Annotated in this window: 20 protein-coding genes; 10 read left to right on the forward strand and 10 right to left on the reverse strand. The window is 65.5% G+C overall.

Going from position 1 to position 21,157, the window contains the following annotated elements; genetic code table 11:
* Window positions 1-59 precede the first annotated feature (59 nt).
* A complete protein-coding gene (locus Q376_RS0116315; protein ID WP_027351213.1) occupies window positions 60-1,202 on the reverse strand; it encodes a porin in 1,143 nt (380 codons plus the stop codon).
* Window positions 1,203-1,455: 253 nt separating this feature from the next.
* A complete protein-coding gene (locus tag Q376_RS0116320) occupies window positions 1,456-2,745 on the reverse strand; it encodes an aromatic ring-hydroxylating oxygenase subunit alpha (protein ID WP_027351214.1) in 1,290 nt (429 codons plus the stop codon).
* 272 nt (window positions 2,746-3,017) lie between these two features.
* Between Q376_RS0116320 and Q376_RS0116325 the strand changes: the two genes are divergently transcribed.
* Together Q376_RS0116325 and Q376_RS0116330 are read left to right on the forward strand one after the other, a co-directional pair.
* Window positions 3,018-4,145, forward strand: a complete 1,128-nt coding sequence (locus Q376_RS0116325; protein ID WP_027351215.1) for an FAD-binding oxidoreductase — start codon at window positions 3,018-3,020, stop codon at window positions 4,143-4,145.
* Window positions 4,146-4,216: 71 nt separating this feature from the next.
* Window positions 4,217-5,083: a formyltetrahydrofolate deformylase gene (locus Q376_RS0116330; protein ID WP_027351216.1), complete on the forward strand. Its 867-nt coding sequence runs from the start codon at window positions 4,217-4,219 to the stop codon at window positions 5,081-5,083.
* Window positions 5,084-5,146: 63 nt separating this feature from the next.
* Here Q376_RS0116330 and Q376_RS0116335 read toward each other — a convergent pair whose 3' ends face one another.
* Together Q376_RS0116335 and dauA are read right to left on the reverse strand one after the other, a co-directional pair.
* Window positions 5,147-6,316 (reverse strand): iron-containing alcohol dehydrogenase, encoded by a 1,170-nt coding sequence (locus Q376_RS0116335; protein ID WP_027351217.1) that lies wholly within the window; start codon window positions 6,314-6,316, stop codon window positions 5,147-5,149.
* A gap of 88 nt (window positions 6,317-6,404) precedes the next feature.
* Window positions 6,405-8,126, reverse strand: coding sequence for a C4-dicarboxylic acid transporter DauA (gene dauA, locus Q376_RS0116340; protein ID WP_027351218.1), 1,722 nt, complete (start codon window positions 8,124-8,126; stop codon window positions 6,405-6,407).
* Window positions 8,127-8,411: 285 nt separating this feature from the next.
* On the opposite strand from dauA, the gene Q376_RS23110 reads away from it, so the two are divergent.
* The 7 genes from Q376_RS23110 (at window position 8,412) to Q376_RS0116375 (ending at window position 15,272) form a co-directional block, all read left to right on the forward strand.
* Window positions 8,412-8,915, forward strand: coding sequence for an SUF system Fe-S cluster assembly regulator (locus Q376_RS23110; RefSeq protein WP_081803611.1), 504 nt, complete (start codon window positions 8,412-8,414; stop codon window positions 8,913-8,915).
* Between the two features lie 89 nt (window positions 8,916-9,004).
* The gene (gene sufB, locus Q376_RS0116350) at window positions 9,005-10,447 is read left to right on the forward strand and encodes a Fe-S cluster assembly protein SufB (protein WP_027351219.1); all 1,443 of its coding nucleotides are present in this window, start codon (window positions 9,005-9,007) and stop codon (window positions 10,445-10,447) included.
* 78 nt (window positions 10,448-10,525) lie between these two features.
* The gene (gene sufC / locus Q376_RS0116355; RefSeq protein WP_027351220.1) at window positions 10,526-11,278 is read left to right on the forward strand and encodes a Fe-S cluster assembly ATPase SufC; all 753 of its coding nucleotides are present in this window, start codon (window positions 10,526-10,528) and stop codon (window positions 11,276-11,278) included.
* A complete protein-coding gene (gene sufD / locus Q376_RS0116360; protein WP_081803612.1) occupies window positions 11,275-12,633 on the forward strand; it encodes a Fe-S cluster assembly protein SufD in 1,359 nt (452 codons plus the stop codon). The genes sufC and sufD overlap by 4 nt, the downstream gene beginning before the upstream one ends.
* Before the next feature lie 76 nt (window positions 12,634-12,709).
* The gene (locus Q376_RS0116365) at window positions 12,710-13,969 is read left to right on the forward strand and encodes an aminotransferase class V-fold PLP-dependent enzyme (RefSeq protein WP_027351222.1); all 1,260 of its coding nucleotides are present in this window, start codon (window positions 12,710-12,712) and stop codon (window positions 13,967-13,969) included.
* Window position 13,970: 1 nt separating this feature from the next.
* Window positions 13,971-14,537: a putative Fe-S cluster assembly protein SufT gene (sufT, locus tag Q376_RS0116370; protein WP_027351223.1), complete on the forward strand. Its 567-nt coding sequence runs from the start codon at window positions 13,971-13,973 to the stop codon at window positions 14,535-14,537.
* Window positions 14,538-14,597: 60 nt separating this feature from the next.
* A complete protein-coding gene (locus Q376_RS0116375) occupies window positions 14,598-15,272 on the forward strand; it encodes a SanA/YdcF family protein (RefSeq protein WP_245598981.1) in 675 nt (224 codons plus the stop codon).
* A 36-nt stretch (window positions 15,273-15,308) separates the two neighbouring features.
* Here the strand turns inward: Q376_RS0116375 and Q376_RS0116380 are convergent, their stop codons facing one another.
* The 4 genes from Q376_RS0116380 to Q376_RS0116395 all read right to left on the reverse strand — a co-directional run bounded on the left by Q376_RS0116380 (window position 15,309) and on the right by Q376_RS0116395 (window position 18,343).
* Window positions 15,309-15,797 carry a hypothetical protein gene (locus tag Q376_RS0116380; RefSeq protein WP_027351225.1) on the reverse strand — a complete coding sequence of 163 codons (489 nt, stop codon included), beginning with the start codon at window positions 15,795-15,797 and terminating at the stop codon, window positions 15,309-15,311.
* A gap of 76 nt (window positions 15,798-15,873) precedes the next feature.
* Window positions 15,874-16,782, reverse strand: a complete 909-nt coding sequence (rimK, locus tag Q376_RS0116385) for a 30S ribosomal protein S6--L-glutamate ligase (protein ID WP_027351226.1) — start codon at window positions 16,780-16,782, stop codon at window positions 15,874-15,876.
* An 82-nt stretch (window positions 16,783-16,864) separates the two neighbouring features.
* Entirely contained in the window at window positions 16,865-17,302 is a 438-nt protein-coding gene (locus Q376_RS0116390) for an ATP-dependent zinc protease family protein (RefSeq protein ID WP_027351227.1), read from the reverse strand.
* Window positions 17,303-17,341: 39 nt separating this feature from the next.
* Window positions 17,342-18,343, reverse strand: coding sequence for a DUF3549 family protein (locus Q376_RS0116395; protein WP_027351228.1), 1,002 nt, complete (start codon window positions 18,341-18,343; stop codon window positions 17,342-17,344).
* A 317-nt stretch (window positions 18,344-18,660) separates the two neighbouring features.
* Between Q376_RS0116395 and Q376_RS0116400 the strand changes: the two genes are divergently transcribed.
* Window positions 18,661-19,011, forward strand: coding sequence for a YqcC family protein (locus Q376_RS0116400; protein ID WP_027351229.1), 351 nt, complete (start codon window positions 18,661-18,663; stop codon window positions 19,009-19,011).
* Between the two features lie 486 nt (window positions 19,012-19,497).
* Here the strand turns inward: Q376_RS0116400 and Q376_RS0116405 are convergent, their stop codons facing one another.
* Together Q376_RS0116405 and Q376_RS0116410 are read right to left on the reverse strand one after the other, a co-directional pair.
* A complete protein-coding gene (locus Q376_RS0116405) occupies window positions 19,498-20,154 on the reverse strand; it encodes an OmpW/AlkL family protein (RefSeq protein ID WP_027351230.1) in 657 nt (218 codons plus the stop codon).
* Between the two features lie 537 nt (window positions 20,155-20,691).
* Window positions 20,692-21,096 carry a histone-like nucleoid-structuring protein, MvaT/MvaU family gene (locus tag Q376_RS0116410; protein ID WP_027351231.1) on the reverse strand — a complete coding sequence of 135 codons (405 nt, stop codon included), beginning with the start codon at window positions 21,094-21,096 and terminating at the stop codon, window positions 20,692-20,694.
* Between the last annotated feature and the right edge of the window lie 61 nt (window positions 21,097-21,157).

The following is a 21,157-nucleotide window of genomic DNA, read 5'->3' on the forward strand; positions in this document are numbered from 1 at the left end:
AGATCATCGACCTGAAGCGGTGGCCACCAAGGGCCACCGCTCGGTTTGCCGGGCTATGATCAGAAGTCGTAGCGCAGGCGCACCCAGTTTTCATCCGGCTGATTATCGGAGGTGTTGCTGAAAGTGCGCTCCAGATCGACCCGGAATCCGTAGGCCAGCTGGGTGGCGAGACCGACGTATTGATGGTTGGTCTGGTAGTTGTCCCAGCGCATGCCGTCTCCGGCGACGTAGGGTTGGGTGCTCTTCAAAAGCGGCATGTCGAGCGGGAATTTGTAGCCGGCGAAGTACTCCCACCCCTGTGCAGTGCCCTCGAAATAGTCGGTCGGGACGCGATTGTCGCGCAGCGGTACGAAGTCCTCGTAGACGCCCACCATCGCAGACAGGGTCCAGTTGTCGGGCTTCCACTGTATGGCGGTGCCGCTCATCTGCTGGTCGTATCCGGTGGGATCGCCATCGCCCTGGCGGATCTCCGCGCGGGTGTAGCTGTAGGCCGCGCTCAGGGTCAGGTCAGGGGTGACGCGGTAATCGGCACCGATCGCACCGCCGGATTTGCGCTTGTAGCGCAAAAGGTTCGCCTCGTCGCCACCGAGATAGTAGTCGTTGGTCGGCAGTGTCCAGCCCAGGGTGAGCTTGACCGGTCCGATGTCCTTGACGTACTTGAGCAGGTCGCGTGCCCGGTACGAGCCGTCATAGTCGCCATTGACCCCGTTGCCTGGCCCCTGGCCATGCATGTCGTTGTCCCATACGTCGGTCTTTTCGCCGATCACGCTGTAGAAGACGCTGTTTTGCTTGCCATAGGTCAGCGTGCCGTAGGTGTTGCTCGCCACCCCTACGTAGAGCTGCCGCCTGGTGGTGTTGTCCTTGTCGTGATCGTAGTGGCGATCCCAGTCGACGGTATTGAAGATGTCCAAGCCGGGCTCGTAGTAGCCGAGCAGGCGCAGATCGTCGCTGAGGAAGTACTCCGCGGTGAAACGCAGGCGGGTGCCGCCGTCGTAGCCGCGATGCATGTACGAGCCATCGTCGCTGCCGCCCATCTTGTTGCGATACTGGGCACGAATACTGCCCCCGACCTGGAGCTTGAGGTTGTTGAGCACGGGTGAGCCATTGCCGCGATCGAGCAGAGTGATCTCGGCGCTGGCGCTGGCGGCGTAAAGGAGCGCCCCGACTGCGGTGACGGCGAACACTCCCTGGTTGATCTTCATTGTATTTTCTATTTCCGTTGTCGTTTGGATGGAGCGCCTGGGCGTCGAGCGGGGTTCCCCGCTGCCGTCCGGCATATCGATCGCTGCCCGGTGAGAGGTGGGGACCGAAAAAAAGCGATTAAGTTTTAAATTAGTTTTCGTTGCGAGGAAAGGGCCTGGGAATTTTTTTCTCAAGCGAAGCGCGAACGGATGCACCCCGTACGGCGATGGTCGCCGTACGGGGTGTGGAGGAAGAAGGAGACCGAGTCGAGATTCAGACCGCGGCGGCGGCGCGCTGCGGTGAAAGCTCGTCGATGCCGAGGTGGGCGAGCATCCGCTCGCTGTACCAATCGAGGAAGTCGATCACGCCGAATTCGTAGGTCTTCGAGTAGGGGCCCGGCTGGTAGGCGAGCGAGTTGATCCCGCGCTGGTTCTCCTCGGCCAGCCGCCGGTCCTGGTCATTGGTGGCATCCCATACCTGGCGCAGCCGGGTGACGTCGTAGTCGACGCCCTCGACCGCGTCCTTGTGCACGATCCACTTGGTGATCACCTTGGTGCGCTGGGCCGAGAGCGGCCAGACGGTGAAGTTGATCAGATGATCGCCCATGCAGTGGTTCCACGAGTGCGGCAGGTGAAGGATGCGCATGCTGCCTAGGTCGGGGTCCGTGATCCGTCCCATCAGCTTGTTGCAGCCCTGCTTGCCATCGAAGGTCATCGAGACCGCGCCCTCGGTCAGCGGCATCCTGACGATCCGGTTGCGCAGCCCGAACGAGGCGTGCGCGTGGGGGATGCCTTGGGCATCCCAGCGCATCGCACAGGCGGCGACGTGCTGCTTGAACGCCTCGCTCGCGCGCGGGTCGGTGACGTCGTCCCATTCGAGCAGGGTGTTCAAAAGCTCCGGATGCGAGCCGTTGCAGTGATAGCACTCGCGGTTGTTCTCGATCACCAGCTTCCAGTTGGCCTGCTCGATGATCTCGCTTTTCACCGCCACCTTGGTGTTGGCCATGTCGTAGGGGGCCATGTAGTGCTCGAGGGTAGCGAAGAAGTCGTCGATCGACACCGGGCTCTCGGCGAGCGAGACGAACACGAAGCCGCCGGCCTCGCGCACGTGCACTGTCTTGAGTCCATAGTCGGCCATCGAGAAGTCCACGCCCATCTCGGTGCCCGCGAACAGCAGCCGGCCGTCGAGTTCGTAGGTCCACTGGTGGTAAGGGCAGACCAGCTTGGCGACCTTGCCGCGCTCGTGCAGGCAGAGCCGTGAACCGCGATGCCGGCAGACGTTGTGGAAAGCGTGGATCGCGCCGTTCACGCCGCGCACCACCAGCACTGGGTTGTCGCCGACCTCGATGGTCAGATAGTTGCCCTTGGACGGAATCTCGCAGCTCATCCCGGCGATCAGCCACTCCTGGGAGAAGATCCGCTCGATGTCCAGCTGGTGTACGCGCTCATCGTTGTAGAGCGGCTGCGGCAGCGAGAAGTAGGGGTTGCGCTCGGCGAGCATCCGGCCCACCGCCTGGCGCACGGTAGCGAGAGGATCGTCGAGGATAGGGAGGGGCTGGATCATGGTCTGCTCCTGATGCGAGCGCTTGAGTTGTTTTTGGGTCCACTTGGCGGTGGGAGTCGATGATCCGAGTGTGGGCCGCTGCACGGGGCGATCCTTGTCCATGGACGACATGCATGGATGCATCCCCGACGCGTCCGGGCCGGTGCGGCGAGGGCGGTCGCGATGAGCAAGACGATGTCGCCGACGGATAAGTAGGCCTTGCGGGCATGGCGCACAATCGCGCCATGGACGTAACCGTCCCTGCCGTTCGATGCCGTGCCAGGAGTTCCTTGATGACCAATACCGCCGCGTCTTCGTCAAATCCGCCGCTGAGCGTCAATCCAGTCAACACCCAGACCTGGGTCAACGGCCGGCACCTGGTGCGCTGCGTCAAGGTCATCCAGGAAACCTGGGACGTGCGCACCTTCTGCTTCATGGCCGACCAGCCGATCATGTTCTTCTTTAAGCCGGGGCAGTTCGTCACCCTCGAGCTCTCGATCGACGACGAGCAGGTGATGCGTTCCTACACCATCTCGAGCTCCCCGTCGGTGCCCTACAGCTTCTCGATCAGCGTCAAACGGGTGCCGGGTGGGCGGGTCTCCAACTGGCTCCATGACCATCTGCGCCAGGGCGACCGGATCGCCGTGCACGGGCCGGTCGGGCAGTTCAACGCCATCGACTTTTCCGCCGACAAGGTGCTGTTCCTCTCCGGCGGCGTGGGGATCACCCCGGTGATGTCGATGTCGCGCTGGTTCTTCGATACCAACGCCGCCGTGGACATGGTCTTCGTCCACAGCGCTCGCTCGCCGCGCGACGTGATCTTCCAGCGCGAACTCGAACACATGGCCTCGAGGATCGACAACTTCGCCCTGCACCTGATCTGCGAGCGCCATGGCCTCGGCGAGCCCTGGGCCGGCTATCGTGGCTTCCTCGGTCTCGAGATGCTCAGGCTGATCGCCGCCGACTTCCTCGAGCGCGAGATCTTCTGCTGCGGCCCTGCCCCCTACATGGCGGCGGTGCGCGCACTGCTGGTCGAGCAGGGCTTCGATATGAATCGCTACCACGAGGAGTCGTTCGAGGCGACGCCGGTCGATGCGCGCATCGATGCGGTGGAGCAGGCCGAACAGGCCGAGCAGGCGCCGGAGCCCGATCGCTCGCTGATGCACCTGATCGAGTTCGCTGGGGCGGGCAAGAGCGTGCGGGTCTCCCCGGAGGAGACCGTTCATGCCGCCGCCGCCAAGCTCGGGCTGCATATTCCCAAGGCCTGCGGAATGGGGATCTGCGGCACCTGCAAGGTGATGAAGCAGTCGGGCGAGGTGGTGATGGAGCACAACGGCGGGATCACCGAGGAGGACGAGGCCGAGGGCTACATCCTCTCCTGCTGCTCGCGCCCGTGTGGCGACGTGCTGATCGATTTCTGAACCCGTCGCCGGGCTTTCCACTCGCCCGGTGTCGTTTTACTGGATACCTGCCCGACTGCGAGCGCATACCCATGACCACCCCCTTCGATGGTTGGATTCTCACCGCGCAGGGGCCGAGCCGCCTCGGCACCATCGACGTCGTCACCCGCTTTCTGTTCGAGCGCGGCTGCTACGTCACCGAGCATCACAGCTTCGACGATCGCCTCGAGCGGCGCTTCTTCATCCGCGTCGAGTTCTGCGACCTGCAGGTCGAGGCGCAGGAGGAGTTCCGCGCCGCGCTCGCCGCCCGCCTGGCGCCCTTCGCGATGGAGTTCGAGCTGGTGCCGCCGGGCCACAGGCCCAAGGTGGTGATCATGGTCTCGAAGGCCGATCACTGCCTCAACGATCTGCTCTATCGCCAGCGCACCGGCGCGCTCAACATGGACATTCGCGCGGTGGTCTCCAACCATCCGGACTTGGAACCCCTGGTCCGCGCCCACGGTATCGACTGGCACCACTTCCCGCTCAGCGCCGATCATCCCGAGCGCAAGCCGGCCCAGGAGCGCAAGGTGATCGAGGTGATCGAGGGCAGCGGTGCCGAGCTGACCATCCTGGCTCGCTACATGCAGGTGCTCTCCGCCGAACTCTGCCGGCGCCTCGACGGCCGGGCGATCAACATCCATCACTCGCTGCTGCCCGGCTTCAAGGGCGCGCGTCCCTATCACCAGGCCTACGCCAAAGGGGTCAAGCTGGTCGGCGCCACTGCCCACTACATCAATGACGACCTCGACGAGGGCCCGATCATCGCCCAAGGGGTGGAAGCGGTGGATCACGCCCACTATCCGGAGGAGCTGGTCAGCAAGGGGCGCGATATCGAGTGCCTGACGCTGGCCCGCGCGGTGAAGCAGCACCTCGAGCGCCGGGTATTCCTCAGTGGGCGGCGCACGGTGGTGCTCTAGCCTGGGTCGATGTCGCCCGGGCGGCTGCGATTCGGTGGTGAGGGAATGGGTGGCCAGGCGCGCTTAGCCGAAGTCGTCGGCATAGCAGTGCCGATAGAGGGTCATGATCTCGGCGTGGCTCGGTATCCGCGGGTTGTTGCCGGGGCTGCCGCTCGCCAGCGCGTCTTCGGCCATTTTGTCGAGCCGCGGCGCGAGCGCTTGCCACTCGATCCCGTAGCGCTGCATGTTGGGAATCTCGAGGTGCAGACATAGACGCTTGACCCAGGCGACCACGGCATCCGCCGCTGTGTCGACGTCTCGAGGGCATTCACCGGGTAGCAGCACCGCGGCGAGCTCGGCCAGGCGAGGCGCGCAGTCGCGACGGCTGAACTCGAGCACCCCGGGCAGCAGCATGGCGTTGGAGATGCCATGGGGGACGTGGAACAGCGCACCGAGTGGGCGCGACATGCCGTGCACCAGTCCCACCGAGGCGTTGGAGAATGCCTGGCCGGCCTGGGTCGCGCCGAGCGATAGCTCGCTCCAGGCATCGAGATCCTCACGGTCGCGCCAGGCGCGTTCGAGATGGCGGCCGATTCGTGCGCAGGCGGCCAGTGCCAGGGTGTCGGTATAAGGGTGGGCGCGCCGCGACAGATAGGCCTCGATCGCGTGGGTCAAAGCGTCGACCCCGGTGGCAGCGACCACCGGGCCGGGCGCCGAACGGGCGAGCTCGGGATCGACGATCGCCACAGCAGGCATCAGTGCGGCGCGCTTGATCATCATCTTGATCCCGCGCCCGGTGTCGGTGATCACGGTGACGTCGGTGCCCTCCGACCCCGTGCCCGCGGTGGTCGGTACCGCGATCAGCGGCAGCGCCTCGGCCCCCGGATGCTCGCGTGGGTCGAGGTAGTCGGCGATATCGCCCCCGCTCGCGGCGAGCAGCGCCACCGCCTTCGCCGCATCGATGCAGCTGCCACCGCCGAGGCCGACCAGCATCCGGCAGTCGCATTCGCGGGCGATCGCCAGCGCCGCCTCCACGTGGCGATCCTCCGGTTCCCCGTCGACGTCGATGAAGCTCAAGCACTCCACCCCCGCGTCCTCGAGCAGGACGCGGGCGCGGTCGATCAGGCCGAGCATCTCCATCGTCCGGTCGCCGACCAGCAGCGCTCGGCTGCCGAATCTCGCGGCTTCCTCGCCGAGTCTCTCGAAGGTACCCACGCCATAGTGGAGCGTTCCGGGGGAGCAAATGCTCGGCATCGTTGGTTTCCTATCCTCGCTGGGCTCGCCCAAGCCTAACCACAACGGCCCACGCTCCGCGCTCCCGACTTTGGTGGCATGCACGCCATCACTCGGCGGCTTCGAGCCACTCCTTCGCTTGGCGGCGCGCGCGCGCGAGGCCCGCGACGTAGGCCAGCTGATGCCTGACGCTCCTCACGCCCGCGCGGCGAAGCTTGAGCCGCAGCCGGGGACGCACGCCCACCAGCACCAGACCGATGTGCTGGCGGCGATAGTCGTCGATCACGTTCTCCAGCGCGACCAGCGCGGTCATGTCGAGCAGCGGTACGTCGCGCATGTCGACGATCACCACCCGCACCTCCGGGTCGAAGCGGCGCAGCGCGCCGAGCGCCTTTTCCGCTGCGCCGAAGAACAGCGGTCCACTGATCGAGTAACCACGCACACCCGCCGGCAGCGCCTCGAGCAGCTCGGCATCGCTCGGGGTCAGCGATGCGGTGGCGGTCTCCTCGCTCATCCGCTTGATGAATAGCCCGGCGGCGAGCAGCAGCCCGACGCCCACCGCCAGTACCATATCGAACAGCACGGTGAGCACCAGGCAGGTCAGCAGTACCAGTTGGTCATGGCGTGGAGCGACGCGCAGCGCATGGACTACGTGGCGTGGTTCGCTCATGTTCCAGGCGACCATCAGCAGCAGCGCCGCCAGCGCGGCCATCGGCAGAATGGCGAACAGCGGGGCGAGCAGCAGGATCGCGAGCAGCACCACCGCGGCGTGGATCACCGCGGCCAGCGGGGAGTAGGCCCCCGCGCGGACGCTCGCCGCGGTGCGGGCGATCGCCGCGGTGGCAGGGATGCCACCGAACAGCGGCGCGACCAGGTTGCCGATGCCCTGGCCGACCAGCTCGGCATCGGGGTCGTGACGGGAGCCCGCCATGCCGTCGGCGACCACTGCGCAGAGCAGCGACTCGATCGCGCCGAGCATGGCGATCGCCAGCGCCGATGGCAGCAGCGCCCGGAGCAGCTCGAAGGAGAGCCCGAGCGGCGCCCCGTCCGCCCCCACCAGCTCCCACGGCCAGGCGAAGTCCGGCAGCATCGGTGGGATGCCGGGGAGGGTCAGGCCGTCCTGCTGGTAGTGGAAACGTTCGCCGAGCGTCTCGGGGCCCTGGCCGAAATGGACCATCGCCAGGCCGGCCAGGGTGCCCACCGCGAGGGCGGCGAGATGGCCGGGTACCTTCGGCACCAGGCGCGGCCAGAGGATCAGCGTGGCGAGCGTCAGCGCGCCGATCAGCGCATCCGCGAAACGCAGGCTCGGCAGCGCCTGGCCCAGGGCCGCGAGCTGGGCGAGGTAGTCGTGGCCGGCGGCGGCGGGGCTCAGACCGAGGAAGTCCTTGAGCTGAAGCGTTGCGATCACCACGCCGATACCGGCGGTGAAGCCCAGGGTCACCGGATAAGGAATGAACTGGATCAGCCGGCCCACCCGCAGCATGCCCATCGCCACCAGGATCAGTCCGGCGAGCAGGGTGCAGGAGAGCAGGCCGCCGAGGCCGAAGCGCTCGGTGATCGGCAGCAGCACCACGACGAAAGCCGCGGTCGGACCGCTGATGTTGTAGCGCGAGCCGCCGCAGAGGGCGATCAGCGGGGCCGCCACCATCACGGTGTAGAGGCCATGCTGGGGCGGCACGCCGACGGCGATCGCCAGCGCCATCGCCAGCGGGATGGCGATCACTCCGACGGTGAGCCCGGCGACGATGTCGCGGCGCAGATGGGCGAGGGAATAGCCGCTGCCAAGGGTCTGGCGGGAAGCGGAAAACAGCGGGATGGAACGATTGGACATGAATGGCCGGGCCTCTCGGGAATACGGAGGTGGTCGTCGTGGGCGCGATGCCGCGCGGCGGCCGTCGAGGCATTGAACACCCTGGCGCACCGGCGCGCATCCGGGGGGAGAAAAAATCTGCATCGAAGCTTATGGGGTGAAAGTGATAATTTGTCGCATTTGCGCGTGATTGTCGGGCAACGTGTCCGTAACGCGCACGATATGACGAATCAATCCGGGCCATAGCTTCACAGCAATGGCTAAACAGGACTAAAATAGTCCGCAATCACTCAACGGGGTGGAAGCGTGCTCAAACTGTCGAAACTCAGCGATTACGCCGGTGTGGTGATGGCGCAGATCGCGCGCCATCCGGAGAGCGCTCACGCCGCGCCGGAGCTGGCGACGAGCGTCGGCTTGCCGCGTCCGACGGTGAGCAAGACACTCAAGCTTTTGCAGAAGGCTGGGCTTTTGGTCTCGCGACGCGGCGTGCAGGGCGGCTATCTGCTCGCTCGCCCGGCCCGCTCGATCCGGGTCAGCGACATCATCGAGGCGATCGAGGGGCCGGTGGCGATGACCGCCTGCAGCCACGGCGGCAGCGACTGCGACCTGGCCGCGATATGCGGCGTCGCCGATAACTGGCAGCGGGTGTCGGTGGCGATTCGCCAGCTGCTCGACAGCGTCACCCTCGAGCATCTCGCCCAGCGCGAGCCGCTCAAGTTGACCCCGCCACGCGCCGAGAGCGCCGTTCGCCACGTCGGCGAGTCGCTTTTGGTCAGCGATGCGCGGGTAACGGACGCGACAGCGCGCTGAGCGCGGCAGGACATTTTCGCGCAAGCCGTGGACTAGACACATACATGAAGGGCCGAGCGACCGTCACTACGCTCGCAGGGGAGAGGAATATGGCAACCGAAGAGATGGAAAGGCTCGTTCAGCGCGAGTACAAGCAGGGGTTCTTCACCGAGATCGAGAGCGACACCCTGGCCCCCGGGCTCGACGAGCAAGTGATCGCCTTCATTTCGAACAAGAAGGGCGAGCCTGAATGGATGCTCGAATGGCGCCTCGATGCCTTCCGCCAGTGGCAGACCATGCGCGAGCCTTCCTGGGCGCACCTCGACTATCCGCCGATCGACTACCAGTCGATCTCCTACTTCAGCGCGCCGAAATCCAAAGACGACGCGCCGAAGAGCCTCGACGAGGTCGATCCCAAGCTGCTCGAGACCTACGAGAAGCTCGGGATCCCGCTGCACGAGCGGGCCGCGCTCGCCGGCGTCGCGGTCGATGCGGTGTTCGACTCGGTCTCGGTGGCGACCACCTTCAAGGCCAAGCTCTCCGAGGCGGGAGTGATCTTCTGCTCGATCTCGGAGGCGATCCGCGAGTACCCCGAACTGGTCAGGCGCTACCTCGGCACCGTGGTGCCGACGGGTGACAATTTCTTCGCCGCGCTCAATTCGGCGGTGTTCACCGATGGCTCCTTCGTCTTCGTGCCCGAGGGCGTCAAGTGCCCGATGGAGCTCTCCACTTACTTCCGCATCAACGCCGCCAACACCGGCCAGTTCGAGCGTACCCTGATCGTCTGCGAGAAGGGCGCCCAGGTCTCCTACCTCGAGGGCTGTACCGCGCCGATGCGTGACGAGAACCAGCTCCATGCCGCTGTGGTCGAGCTGGTCGCGCTGGACGATGCCTACATCAAGTACTCGACGGTGCAGAACTGGTATCCCGGCGACGAGGATGGCAAGGGCGGGATCTACAACTTCGTCACCAAGCGCGGTGACTGCCGGGGGGCGCGCTCGCGGATCAGTTGGACCCAGGTCGAGACCGGTTCGGCGATCACCTGGAAGTACCCCTCCTGCCTGCTCACCGGCGACTACTCCCAGGGCGAGTTCTATTCGGTGGCGGTGACCAACGGCCGCCAGCAGGCCGATACCGGCACCAAGATGATCCACATCGGCAAGCACACCCGCTCGACGATCATCTCCAAGGGTATCGCCGCCGGGCGCTCCGACCAGTCCTACCGTGGCCTGGTCAAGATCGCGCCCCGCGCCGAGGGCGCGCGCAACTACACCCAGTGCGATTCGCTCTTGATCGGTGACCGCTGCGGCGCCCACACCTTTCCCTACCAGGAAATCGGCAACGCCCGCGCCACCGTCGAGCACGAGGCCACCACCTCGAAGATCGCCGACGACCAGCTGTTCTACTGCCGCGCGCGCGGGATCAGCGAAGAGGACGCGGTGAGCATGATCGTCAACGGCTTCTGCAAGGACGTTTTCCAGGAGTTGCCGATGGAGTTCGCGGTCGAGGCCGAAGCGCTGCTCAGCGTCACCCTCGAAGGCTCGGTCGGCTGAGGCCGGCGCGAATATCGACATTATCCCCGGCGCCGCCAGGTCGCCGGCATCACGCTAGATATGAAAGGTTCAGACATCATGCTCGAGATCAAGGATCTGCACGCCAAGGTCGAAGACAAGGCCATCCTCAAGGGGGTCGACCTGACCATCGCGCCGGGCGAAGTTCACGCGATCATGGGCCCCAACGGCGCCGGCAAGTCGACCCTCTCGGCGGTGATCGCCGGCAAGGAAGGGTACGAGGTCACCGGCGGGTCGATCACCTTCGAGGGCCGTGACCTGCTCGAGATGGAAGTCGAGGAGCGGGCCCAGGCGGGGGTGCTGATGGGCTTTCAGTACCCGGTCGAGATTCCGGGAGTGAAGAACGTCTACCTGCTGCGCGCGGCGCTCAACGCCAAGCGCAAGGCCCAGGGACTCGACGAGATCCCCGCTCCGGAGTTCATGCGGCTGATCAAGGATAAGCTCGCGTTCATGAAGATGGACGGCGCGTTCCTCCAGCGCGCGGTCAACGAAGGCTTCTCCGGCGGCGAGAAGAAGCGTAACGAGATCCTCCAGATGCTGGTGCTCGAGCCCAAGCTCGCACTGCTCGACGAGATCGACTCCGGCCTCGACATCGACGCGATGAAGGTGGTCGCCGAGGGAGTCAATTCGCTGCGTACGGCGGATCGGTCGATCCTGATCGTCACCCACTACCAGCGGCTGCTCGACTATATCGTGCCGGACCACGTCCACGTGCTGATCGACGGGCGCATCGCCCGCTCCGGCGACAAGGGGCTCGCCCTCGAGCTCGAGTCGCGCGGCTACGATTGGATTCTCGAAGGGGAGCACGCATGACCGTTACCGCCATTCGTCCCGATGCGCCGGTGCCGGATCAGGCGCTGGGGCATTTCTCCGCGGGCTTCGACGCGCAGGCGCCGGCCGCCTTCGCCGAGCTCGAGCGGCTTCGCCAGCGCGGACGCGCGGCGTTCGAGGCGGTCGGACTGCCGACCCGCCGCATCGAGGCCTGGAAGTACACCGACGTGCGTGCGATCGCGCGTGCCGATTTCGTCCTCGCCGACCAGCAGGGCGGGCATGCGTCTCCGCGCGGTGCCGAGCTCGCCCTGGCGCTCGACGCCTACCGGATGGTGTTCGTCGATGGCGTATTCGACGCCGAGCGTTCGGCGCTGTCCGGGCTGCCGGCCGGGGCCGAGGTGGCGCCGCTGTCGCGCTATCTTTCCCGCGGCGAACTGCCGACGGGATTGGCCAGCATGGTCGATGAGCGGGCCAGCGCCTTCACCGCGCTGAATCTCGCCTTCACTGGCGAAGGGGCGGTGATCGAGGTCGGTAGAGGCGTCGAGCTCGACAGGCCGATCTATCTGCTGTTCGTCTCCACCGCCGCCGAGCGCGCGGTGATGAGCCACCCGCGGGTGATCCTGCGCCTCGGCGACAACGCCCGGGCCACCGTGCTCGAGCACTTCGTCGGCGAGAGCGGCGCGGCCAACCTGACCAACCTGGTCGGCGAGGCGTTCCTCGCCCCGGGTGCCAGGCTCGATCACTACAAGCTCAACGAGGCGTCCGAGCGCGAGTTCCACATCGCCAATTTCAAGATCGACCAGGCCCGCGACAGCCACTTCTCCTCGCACAGCCTCAACCTCGGCGGGGCGCTGACCCGCAACGATCTCGACGCCGAGCTCAATGGCGAAGGCGCGCGGACCGATTTCTGGGGGCTGTTCTTCGCCCAGGGCCGCCAGCACGTCGACAACCACACCGTGGTCAACCACAACGTGGCGCGCACCTATTCGAACGAGAACTACAAGGGCATTCTCGACGACCGCGCGCGCGGGGTGTTCAACGGCCGCGTCTACATCAAGCGTGACGCCCAGCAGGTGCGTGGCTATCAGAACAACGCCAATCTGCTGCTCTCCGATCGCGCCGAGATCGATACCAAGCCGGAGCTCGAGATCTACGCCGACGACGTGCTCTGCTCGCACGGCGCGACCACCGGCCAGCTCGACGAGAACGCGGTGTTCGCACTGCGCGCGCGCGGCATCGACCAGCACACGGCGCGTGCGCTGCTGACGCTGGCCTTCGCCGGCGAGATCCTCGAATCGACCCAGCTTCCTGAGATCGCCCATCGGGTCGAACGACGGGTGGCGGGCATGCTGCCCGATCGCTTCAATCTCGAAGGCCTGGTCGAGCTGGGCGAGTAATGCGACGCGGCGCGCCCGCACGGGCGTCGCGTCATTCCCTATGTGATTCCCTAGAGTGCAGAGGCAAGGTGCGGCAATGAAGATTCACGACAATACAGAAGCCGAGCTGCTGCTCGATGTCGATGTCATCCGTGCCGAGTTCCCGATTCTCGCTCGCCGAGTCCATGGTGATCGACCGCTGGTCTACCTGGACAACGCTGCGACCAGCCAGACGCCCCAAGCGGTGATCGACGTCCTCGATGACTACTTCCATCGCTACAACGCCAACATCCATCGTGGCCTGCACTGCCTGGCCGATGAGGCGACCGCCGCTTTCGAAGAGAGCCGGGAGAGCGTGCGCGGCTTCCTGAATGCCGCGGACAAGCGCGAGATCGTCTTCACCCGCGGCACCACCGAAGCGATCAATCTGGTCGCGCAGAGCTACGGGCGTGCTTTTCTCCAGCCCGGCGACGAGATCCTGGTCTCGATGATGGAGCACCACTCGAACATCGTGCCCTGGCAGCTGCTTGCCGCCGAGCGGGGGCTTTCGATCAAGACCATCCCGGTGGATTCACGCGGCGTGCTCGATCTCGCGGCTTACGCTGGGCTTTTCACTTCGCGCACCAAGCTGGTCGCGGTGACCCACGTCTCCAACGCCCTCGGCACCGTCAATCCTGTCGATGAACTGGTCCGCATCGCTCACGCCCATGGCGCCAGGATCCTGGTCGACGGCGCCCAGGCGGCGCCGCACCAGGCGATCGACGTCCAGGCGCTGGGGGTCGACTTCTACGCCTTCTCCGCGCACAAGGTCTACGGTCCGACCGGGGTCGGCGCGCTCTATGGCCGGCTCGAGCTGCTCGAGGCGATGCCGCCCTGGCAGGGGGGCGGCGAGATGATCAAGCTGGTGAGGCTCGACGGCGAGACCACCTTCGCCGATCCGCCACACAAGTTCGAGGCCGGCACTCCGGCGATCGCCGAGGTGATCGCCTTCGGCGCCGCGCTGCGCTGGTTCAGCCGCTTCCCGGTCGATCTGGTCGACGAGTGGGAGCGCCGGCTGCTGCTCGGTGCGACCGAAGGGGTCAAGCGGATCGAGGGCGCGCGGGTGATCGGCGAGGCGCCGGGCAAGGCAGGGGTGCTGTCGTTCGTGATCGACGGCGTGCACGCCCAGGACATCGGCCTTTTGATCGACCAGTTCGGGGTCGCGATCCGCACCGGGCACCACTGCGCCCAGCCGCTGCTGCACAGCTTCGGGCTCGACGCGACCTGCCGCGCCTCCTTTGCGATCTACAACACCCTCGGGGAGGTCGAGGCGTTCCTCGATGCACTCGAGCGGGTGGTGAAAATGGTGAGAGGCTGAGATGAGTGAGACCGGGGAGCGCCTCTACAAAGGGCAGGTGTTGCCGCTGACTCGCGATGTGACGGCGATTTCGGTGCCCTTCGGCAAGCCGGTGGAGCTGGCCGAGGACGCCGAGGTGCAGATCATGCAGGCACGCGGCGATTCGGTCAGCATCGCCCTGGAAGGGCGGCTTTACTTGATCGAGGGCGACCAGCTCGATGCCCTCGGGCTCGAGCCGCTGCCCCGTGCCCGGCTTGCCGCGGGTGCCAGCGACGCCGAGCTCGAGGCCTTCGTCTGGGATCGGCTGCGCACCTGCTTCGACCCGGAGATCCCGGTCAATATCGTCGAACTCGGGCTGGTCTATGGCTGCCGGATCGATACCCTGATCTCCGGTGAGAAGATGGTCAACGTCAAGATGACCCTCACCGCGCCCGGCTGCGGCATGGGCGAGGTGATCGCGGCCGACGCCCGGCACAAGATCCTCGGCGCCGAGCAGGTCAAGAAAGTGCACGTCGAAATCGTCTTCGATCCCCCTTGGTCGCGTGAGATGATGAGCGAAGAGGCGCGTCTCGAGCTCGGCATGTTCTGAAGCCGGGCTTCGAACCCCGGTACGCCGGCGAGCGCGAAATCAGCGGGTGAAGAGGATGCGATGGCCGCAGGGATGAAACGGCGGTGGCGCGCGGCGGGCTGGCTCACCGCGCTGGTGCTCGGGCTGATACTGCTCACGCTGGTACTGTTCGGCGCGGCGAACCTGTGGGTCTGGGCGGCGACGCGTGACCGGCTGGTCGCCGATGCCACCCTCTGCCCGCGTCTGGAGGTGGGCATCGTCTTCGGCACCTCGAGCCGGATGCGCAGCGGCGTTCCCAACCCCTACTATCACGCGCGGCTCGATACCGCGGCCGAACTCTGGCGGCTCGGTCGAATCGAGCATCTGCTGCTTTCCGGTGACAATCGCAGCCTCTACTACAACGAGCCGGTGACCATGTGGCGCGACCTGCTGGCTCGCCACGTACCGCGCTCGGCGATGACTCTCGATTACGCAGGCCTCAGCACCTTCGATACGCTGGTTCGCGCACGCGAGGTATTCGGGGTCGAGCAGGCCGCACTGGTCACCCAGCCCTGGCATCTGCCCCGGGCGCTGTTCATCGCCCAGGCAGAAGGGATCGACGCCTACGGCTGCGCGGCGATGCCGGAGCAGGCCGGGGTCGATCGCTACGTTAGCCTGCGGGAATGGTTCGCTCGCGCGATGACGGTGGGCGATCTCTACCTCTGGCACCGCGAGCCGCGCTTTCTCGGCCCCAAGGAGCCTCTGGCGCTCGATTAGCGCTGCCTATCCATCCTTCTCGTTCGCTCTTCTCGCTCAGCGCTGTCGCGTGCGCTTGCCGCGCCCGCGCCTGCTGCGCTTGGCCTGGCCCGCCTGCTGCTGGGCGTCGTAGAGCTGGCGAATCAGGTTGCGGCAGCCGCGGAATATCCGCTCCATCACCGGTTCGATCTCGTCGGGCAGCGGATGGGTCAGGGCCCTGGCGAGCGCCTGCATGATCACCTTTTCCTGCTCGAGCATGTCGTGCAGCAGCACCTGGTCATTGTCGCCGACGAAGCCCTTGAGGCGACTCCATAGCCACAGGTAGTCGTCGCGCTCGACGTCGGCGTCGCGCGGCAACAGCTTGAGCAGTTCGCGCGACAGACGGCGCAGCTCGATCACGTCACTGCGGCGGGCTTCGAAATGGGGCGTGAGCACGCTGCGCACGCCGTCGTCGAGGCGGCTGGTATTGTCGTAGAAGTAGTCGAGGCTCTCGGCGAGGGCCTCCAGCGCACTGTCCATCGCCGCCTGGCGATTGTCGAGGAACATTAGGGCCACCTCCGGTGACGCCGATGAGAGTTGAATGGTCCGGGCCGCTTCCTGGCGCAAGGCCCAGGCTGACGGCTCAGCCGCGCGGACGAGGCGGAGCCTTGCTGACCGGCGCGGCGTGTTTCTCGAGATGCTCGATGATCATACCGGCGACGTCCTTGCCGGTGGCGTTCTCGATGCCTTCCAGGCCAGGAGAGGAGTTCACCTCCATCACCACCGGGCCATGGTTGGAACGTAGCAGATCGACGCCCGCCACCCGCAGCCCCATCGCCTTGGCCGCGCGTACCGCGGTCGAGCGCTCCTCCGGGGTGATGCGAATCGCACTGGCGGTGCCGCCGCGGTGCAGGTTGGAGCGGAACTCGCCCTCCACCGCCTGTCGCTTCATCGTCGCCACCACCTTGTCGCCGATCACGAAGCAGCGCAGATCGGCGCCCTGCGCCTCCTTGATGTACTCCTGCACCATGATGTTGGCCTTGAGCCCGAGAAACGCCTGGATCACGCTCTCCGCGGCCTGCTGGGTCTCGGCGAGCACCACGCCGATGCCCTGGGTGCCTTCGAGCAGCTTGATCACCAGCGGCGCGCCGCCGACCATCTTGATCAGGTCGTGGATGTCGTCGGGGGAGTGGGCGAAACCGGTGATCGGCAGGCCGATCCCCTTGCGCGAGAGTAGCTGCAGCGAACGCAGTTTATCGCGTGAGCGAGTGATGCCCACCGAGTCGTTGAGCACGTAGGTGCCCATCATCTCGAACTGGCGCAGCACCGCGCAGCCGTAGAAGGTCACCGAGGCGCCGATTCGCGGCACCACGGCGTCGAAGTGCTCGAGCTCCTCGCCTTTGTAGTGGATCGAGGGGCGGTGCGAGGCGATGTTCATATAGCAGCGCAGGGTGTCGATCACGCGTACGGAATGTCCGCGGCTCTCGGCGGCGTCGACCAGCCTGCGGGTGGAATAGAGGCGCGCATTGCGTGAAAGCAGGGCGATGTGCATGGACGATCCTTGGACAATGACGATTGTCTCGCCGGCGCCTGGCGTCGAGCGAGTACGCGCGGTGTGCGGGAGTGTACACGCCCTAGGGCGCGCCTTGGAGGAAAGAGGCCCCCGGAGCTACCAGCAGGCGGCGCATCGCGCGTCGGCCGAGCAGCATCGAATGGCGCATCTGCTGGCGGTCGACCAAGGTAAGGTCGATCTCGTCGCTGATCGAGCCGATCTCCATTTGCGTACGGATCACGAAGCGCCGCTCGGCGATGCCGTTGGAGCTGCGCACCTCTCGCTCGTCGGAGAGCGGCCACTCGAAGTGGCGCAGGCTGTTCTCGTCATCGCCCGACCAAGTGTCGAAGCGTACCCAGCGCTCGCCATCGCGCAGGAATGCCTCGACCCGCTCGGCGTGCAGCGCCGAGGTGTGGGCGCCGGTGTCGACCTTGCAGACCAGCTTGAGCCCGAGCTCAGGCAGGGTGACGATCTCGCGGCGACCGATGATCGCGCGCGGTTCAAAGGGCAGTGAATTCATCGACGATGTCCGTGGAGGATGGGCCTCGACGCTCGAGTGTCAGCGGCGAGGAAGCTCGTTGAGTCTGCGCTGCACTGCCGAACCGTCGGCGGCGGTGCGAAGCGCCATGATCACCGGCAGACGCAGGCGAGGCAACTGGGCCAGATCGCGTACGCAGGAGGTGAAGTCGAAAGCCGGCTCCTGGGCGATCGCTTCGAGATAGCGCGCAAGGCGCTGCTCGTGCTCGAGATGGTGCCAGCCGCGCGCGCTGATGATGGCGAGCTCCTCGATGCCGGGGCGATGATCGAGCAGCCGCTCCAGCTGAGTCGCGGCTGCATCGATGGGGCTGGCGAGCAGCGCGCGCAGGCAGGCTTCGCGAAGCGTGGGGTCGCGTTCGGCGCGAATGCGCAGCGCCTCGATCAGTCCCGGCTCCTCGCTCGGCAGATGTTCGAGCATACGGCACAGCGCGGTCAGCGGTTCGGCGGGTAGTGCATCGATCCGCTCAGCGAGCCGCCGCGCTTGGGCGGCGTCCATGCGCACGCACCAGTCGGCGACGCTCTGGTAATCGAGGGTGGCCCAGTCGTGCGCATCCGGCTCGCCGCTGTAGTAGGCCCGGGCCTCGGCGAACTTGCCGCTCGGCGGCAGCCCGAGGGCCTTGAACGCTTGGGCATGGAGCAGTGCCAGGGGCAGCGGTTCGGGCGCGAAGGCAAGCGGATTGTCCTTGAGCGGGTCGAGCAGTGCCTCGCCGCTGGGCCGTTCGCCCTGGCGTTCGAGCAGGCGGCGCAGGAAGGCGTCGCGCGGTGCCGGCTGCAGCTGGCCGAGTTCGTCGAGTGCGAATGCCAGGCACCAGACCACCGCCTGCCGCGCCGGCGTGCCCTCGGCATGCAGGATGATCGCGACCCGAGCCGTTGCGCGCAGTGGCAATTCCCAGGCGGTCCGCTCCTCCTCGAAGGCGCGAAAATGCCCGGCGTCGCAGGGTTGGACGCGTCGGCCGAGGTGGAACACCTGGGCGCTCAGCCGAGCTTGGTCGAAGAAATCGCTGAGGGTCGACGGGGAAGGCATGCGGGCTCTCTGGAGTGACGAAGCGGGTGAGTTGGCGAAAGAGGGCAGTGTGCCCGGCGGGCGTGTCGAGGGCAATCGCCGGGCGGATGAAGGAATGCCCAGCAGTGGTCAATTTTTGATCTCTCGGCGCGATCGCGCATGGGCTCGGCGGTCCCGGTACTTTTCCCAGGTTTGTCCACAGCTGCGTCCAGGCGTTCTGTGAATTCTTGATGACCTGTGGATGACCGTTGGATTGGGTTTGCTCCCAGAGGCCGCATCTTGTCTACTTCGTTTCGGGTGAGCGCATTTCCCCGACATTCAGCAACGGACGAAGAGAGATGAACCAGCGTATCCGACTCAGTGACGCTCTGACCCGGCTCGAAGCGGCGATGCGTGCCGCCGACATCTGGCGTCAGCCGACCCCGAGCCCGCAGGCGTTCGCGAGCCTCGAGCCTTTCGCGCTCGATAGCATGGAGATGGCTCAGTGGCTGCGGTTCGTCTTCGTCGCTCGGCTGAGGACGATGCTGGCGAGCGCCCAGTCGTTGCCCCAGGGCTCGAGCGTCGCCGCTGCCGCTGAGGTCTATCTGCCGCAGATGAGCATGGGCGCACGCTTGCCGGTGATCGAGGTGCTGCGCGAGATCGACCTGATCCTCAACGACGAGGAAGGGGCGCCGCCCGCTGTGCATTGATCCGCCACGGACGAACGAAATCGCCCCGCCGGGGCGGGGCGATTTCTCAGATTAATGACAAACCCCTTTTGACCCAGCGACACTCTCGATCCTGGCGAGTCGAGAACCGTTTGGGTCCTAACGCACCTCTTGCTCGCTTAGATGCGAGGGGCGGACCCCTCGCGCTCCCCCTGAAAGGGGACGCGCCGCCACGAGATCGCGAAACCCCGGCCGATCAATCGCTTGCCCTAGGGTCGGCGCGCATGGACGTCCCTGTCCGGGCGCGCCTTTTGCGACATCCATGTCGCAAACCCCGGTGCAATCGATTGCCGGCCAGCGCGCTCTCGGAGGCGGCTGGAAGCCATCGTGGCATCTTCAAATACTTTGTCAGCAGTCTGCGAAATCGCCCCGCTGGGGCGGGGCGATTTCTTCACTTGGTGGTCTTCGAGACTGGCGCTTGGAGGCCGGAGCGCCCTCCATTGCTGGAGCCGCGCTCGGGACCCAGGCTCAGAAACGCAGGCTGACGCCGCTCATCACCACGATCGGATTGATATCGATATTGGCGCGCGACACTTCCTGACCACCCTGGTGCACGATGGCGGTGGAATCGATGTCGAGGTACCAGACTGCGAGGTTGAGCGCGAGATTGCTGGTGAGCTGGTAGTCGACCCCTACCTGGGCGGCGGCATTCCAGCCGTCCTCGAGTTTCAGCGAGGTGTCCTCCAGTGAGAGGTGCTCGCTGGAGAAGCGGGTGTAGTTGACCCCTGCGCCGATGTAGGGCTGCACTTGGGCATCGGTACCGCCGAGCGGGTAGTACTGCAGGGTCAAGGTCGGCGGCAGATGGCGGACGCTGCCGCTGGTTACTTTCTCACCGCCCGCGCGCACGTTGATGTCGTGCTTGAAGCTCTGCGGTGCGGCGAGCAGCTCCACGCCGAACTTGTCGGTGAACCGATAGCCGAGAGTGAACGCCGCGGCCCTCTCGGTCTCGACGTCCACCGTCGCGCCCTGCAGCGCGCCGCCGAGATGGGCACTGCCGCCGGTGGGTTCGATCCTCACCATGCCCAGTCGGGCGAAGAAGTCGCCCTCGCCGTAGGCGAAAGCGCTGGTCGAGCTCGCCAGGCAGGCGAGGGCGGCGAAGGTGGCACCGAGTTTCTTTGCATTCATGGCTATGTCTTCCGCTGTCTTGCACCCTTGAATCGAATGGCCTCTGGAGGGCCGCGCAGCGGTGCGCTCCAAGTCATCGCACTACGCTGTCAAAACCTTACCCTTAATATGGTTTTATGGAATGCGACCGGCTGTCGCAGTGCTTCGTCTCGCGATGATCGCCTCGCTCGATCACGCAGGGGGAGGGCCGCGTGTAAAGCCCGACTGTTTCCTGGTGGGGCAATGGCACTTGTGGCAATGACTACTTCCCGATGGTAATCGGGATGCAGATGAGGCGATGTTCGAGCTTATCCGGCCAACTGACATTGGGAGACAAGCGCAAGCCACTGCCCAGGTTTTTTTGTAGGGTATGTTGCCAAGAACGGCGTGGGTATTTTCCGCAGCCGGGCCCGATACTCGTGCCGGGGGCCCGGCATGATCGGCGCTACGCAAACGAAAAGCGAAGGCGCCGATGTATGAGCATCGACGCCTTCGGGATAGGAAAGATGGCGCCAGGGTAGTTTCCCGGACGCCGCCGGTATTACCGGCGAACGGGTTTCAACCCGCTTCTTGCGTTTCGGTCAGCCAGCCTTCGACGGTGTCGGCGCCGTATTCTTCTTTCCATTCCTTGAGTTCTTTGTGATTGCCCCCTCGGGTTTCGATCACGCCGCCGGTATGGGGGTTCTTGTAGATCTTGAGCTTGCGCTTGCGCCGCGTGCCGCCGGAGGGCGCGCCGCTCTTGCTGGCCTTGGGCGCGGCTTGGGCGCCACGCAGATCACCCTGCGGATCGAGGATGTCGATGACATCCGTGGTGGTCTTGTCGAACTGCTCGAGTAGCGCCTCGAGTTTGCGTTTGAATTCGAGCTCGCGCTGGAAAGTTTCATTGGATGCCATCGCCTGCAGGCGGGCTTGGAGCTCTTCGAGCTCTTTTTCCATTTTCAGGTAATCGCTAAGAACGGCCATATCTACTCCATACAGAAATTTAGTTTCTTGCCCACACTGTCGCCGGATCTTATCAGAAAGC

It is taken from the genome of Halotalea alkalilenta DSM 17697 (assembly GCF_000621205.1).
GTDB classification, from domain to species: Bacteria; Pseudomonadota; Gammaproteobacteria; order Pseudomonadales; family Halomonadaceae; genus Halotalea; species Halotalea alkalilenta.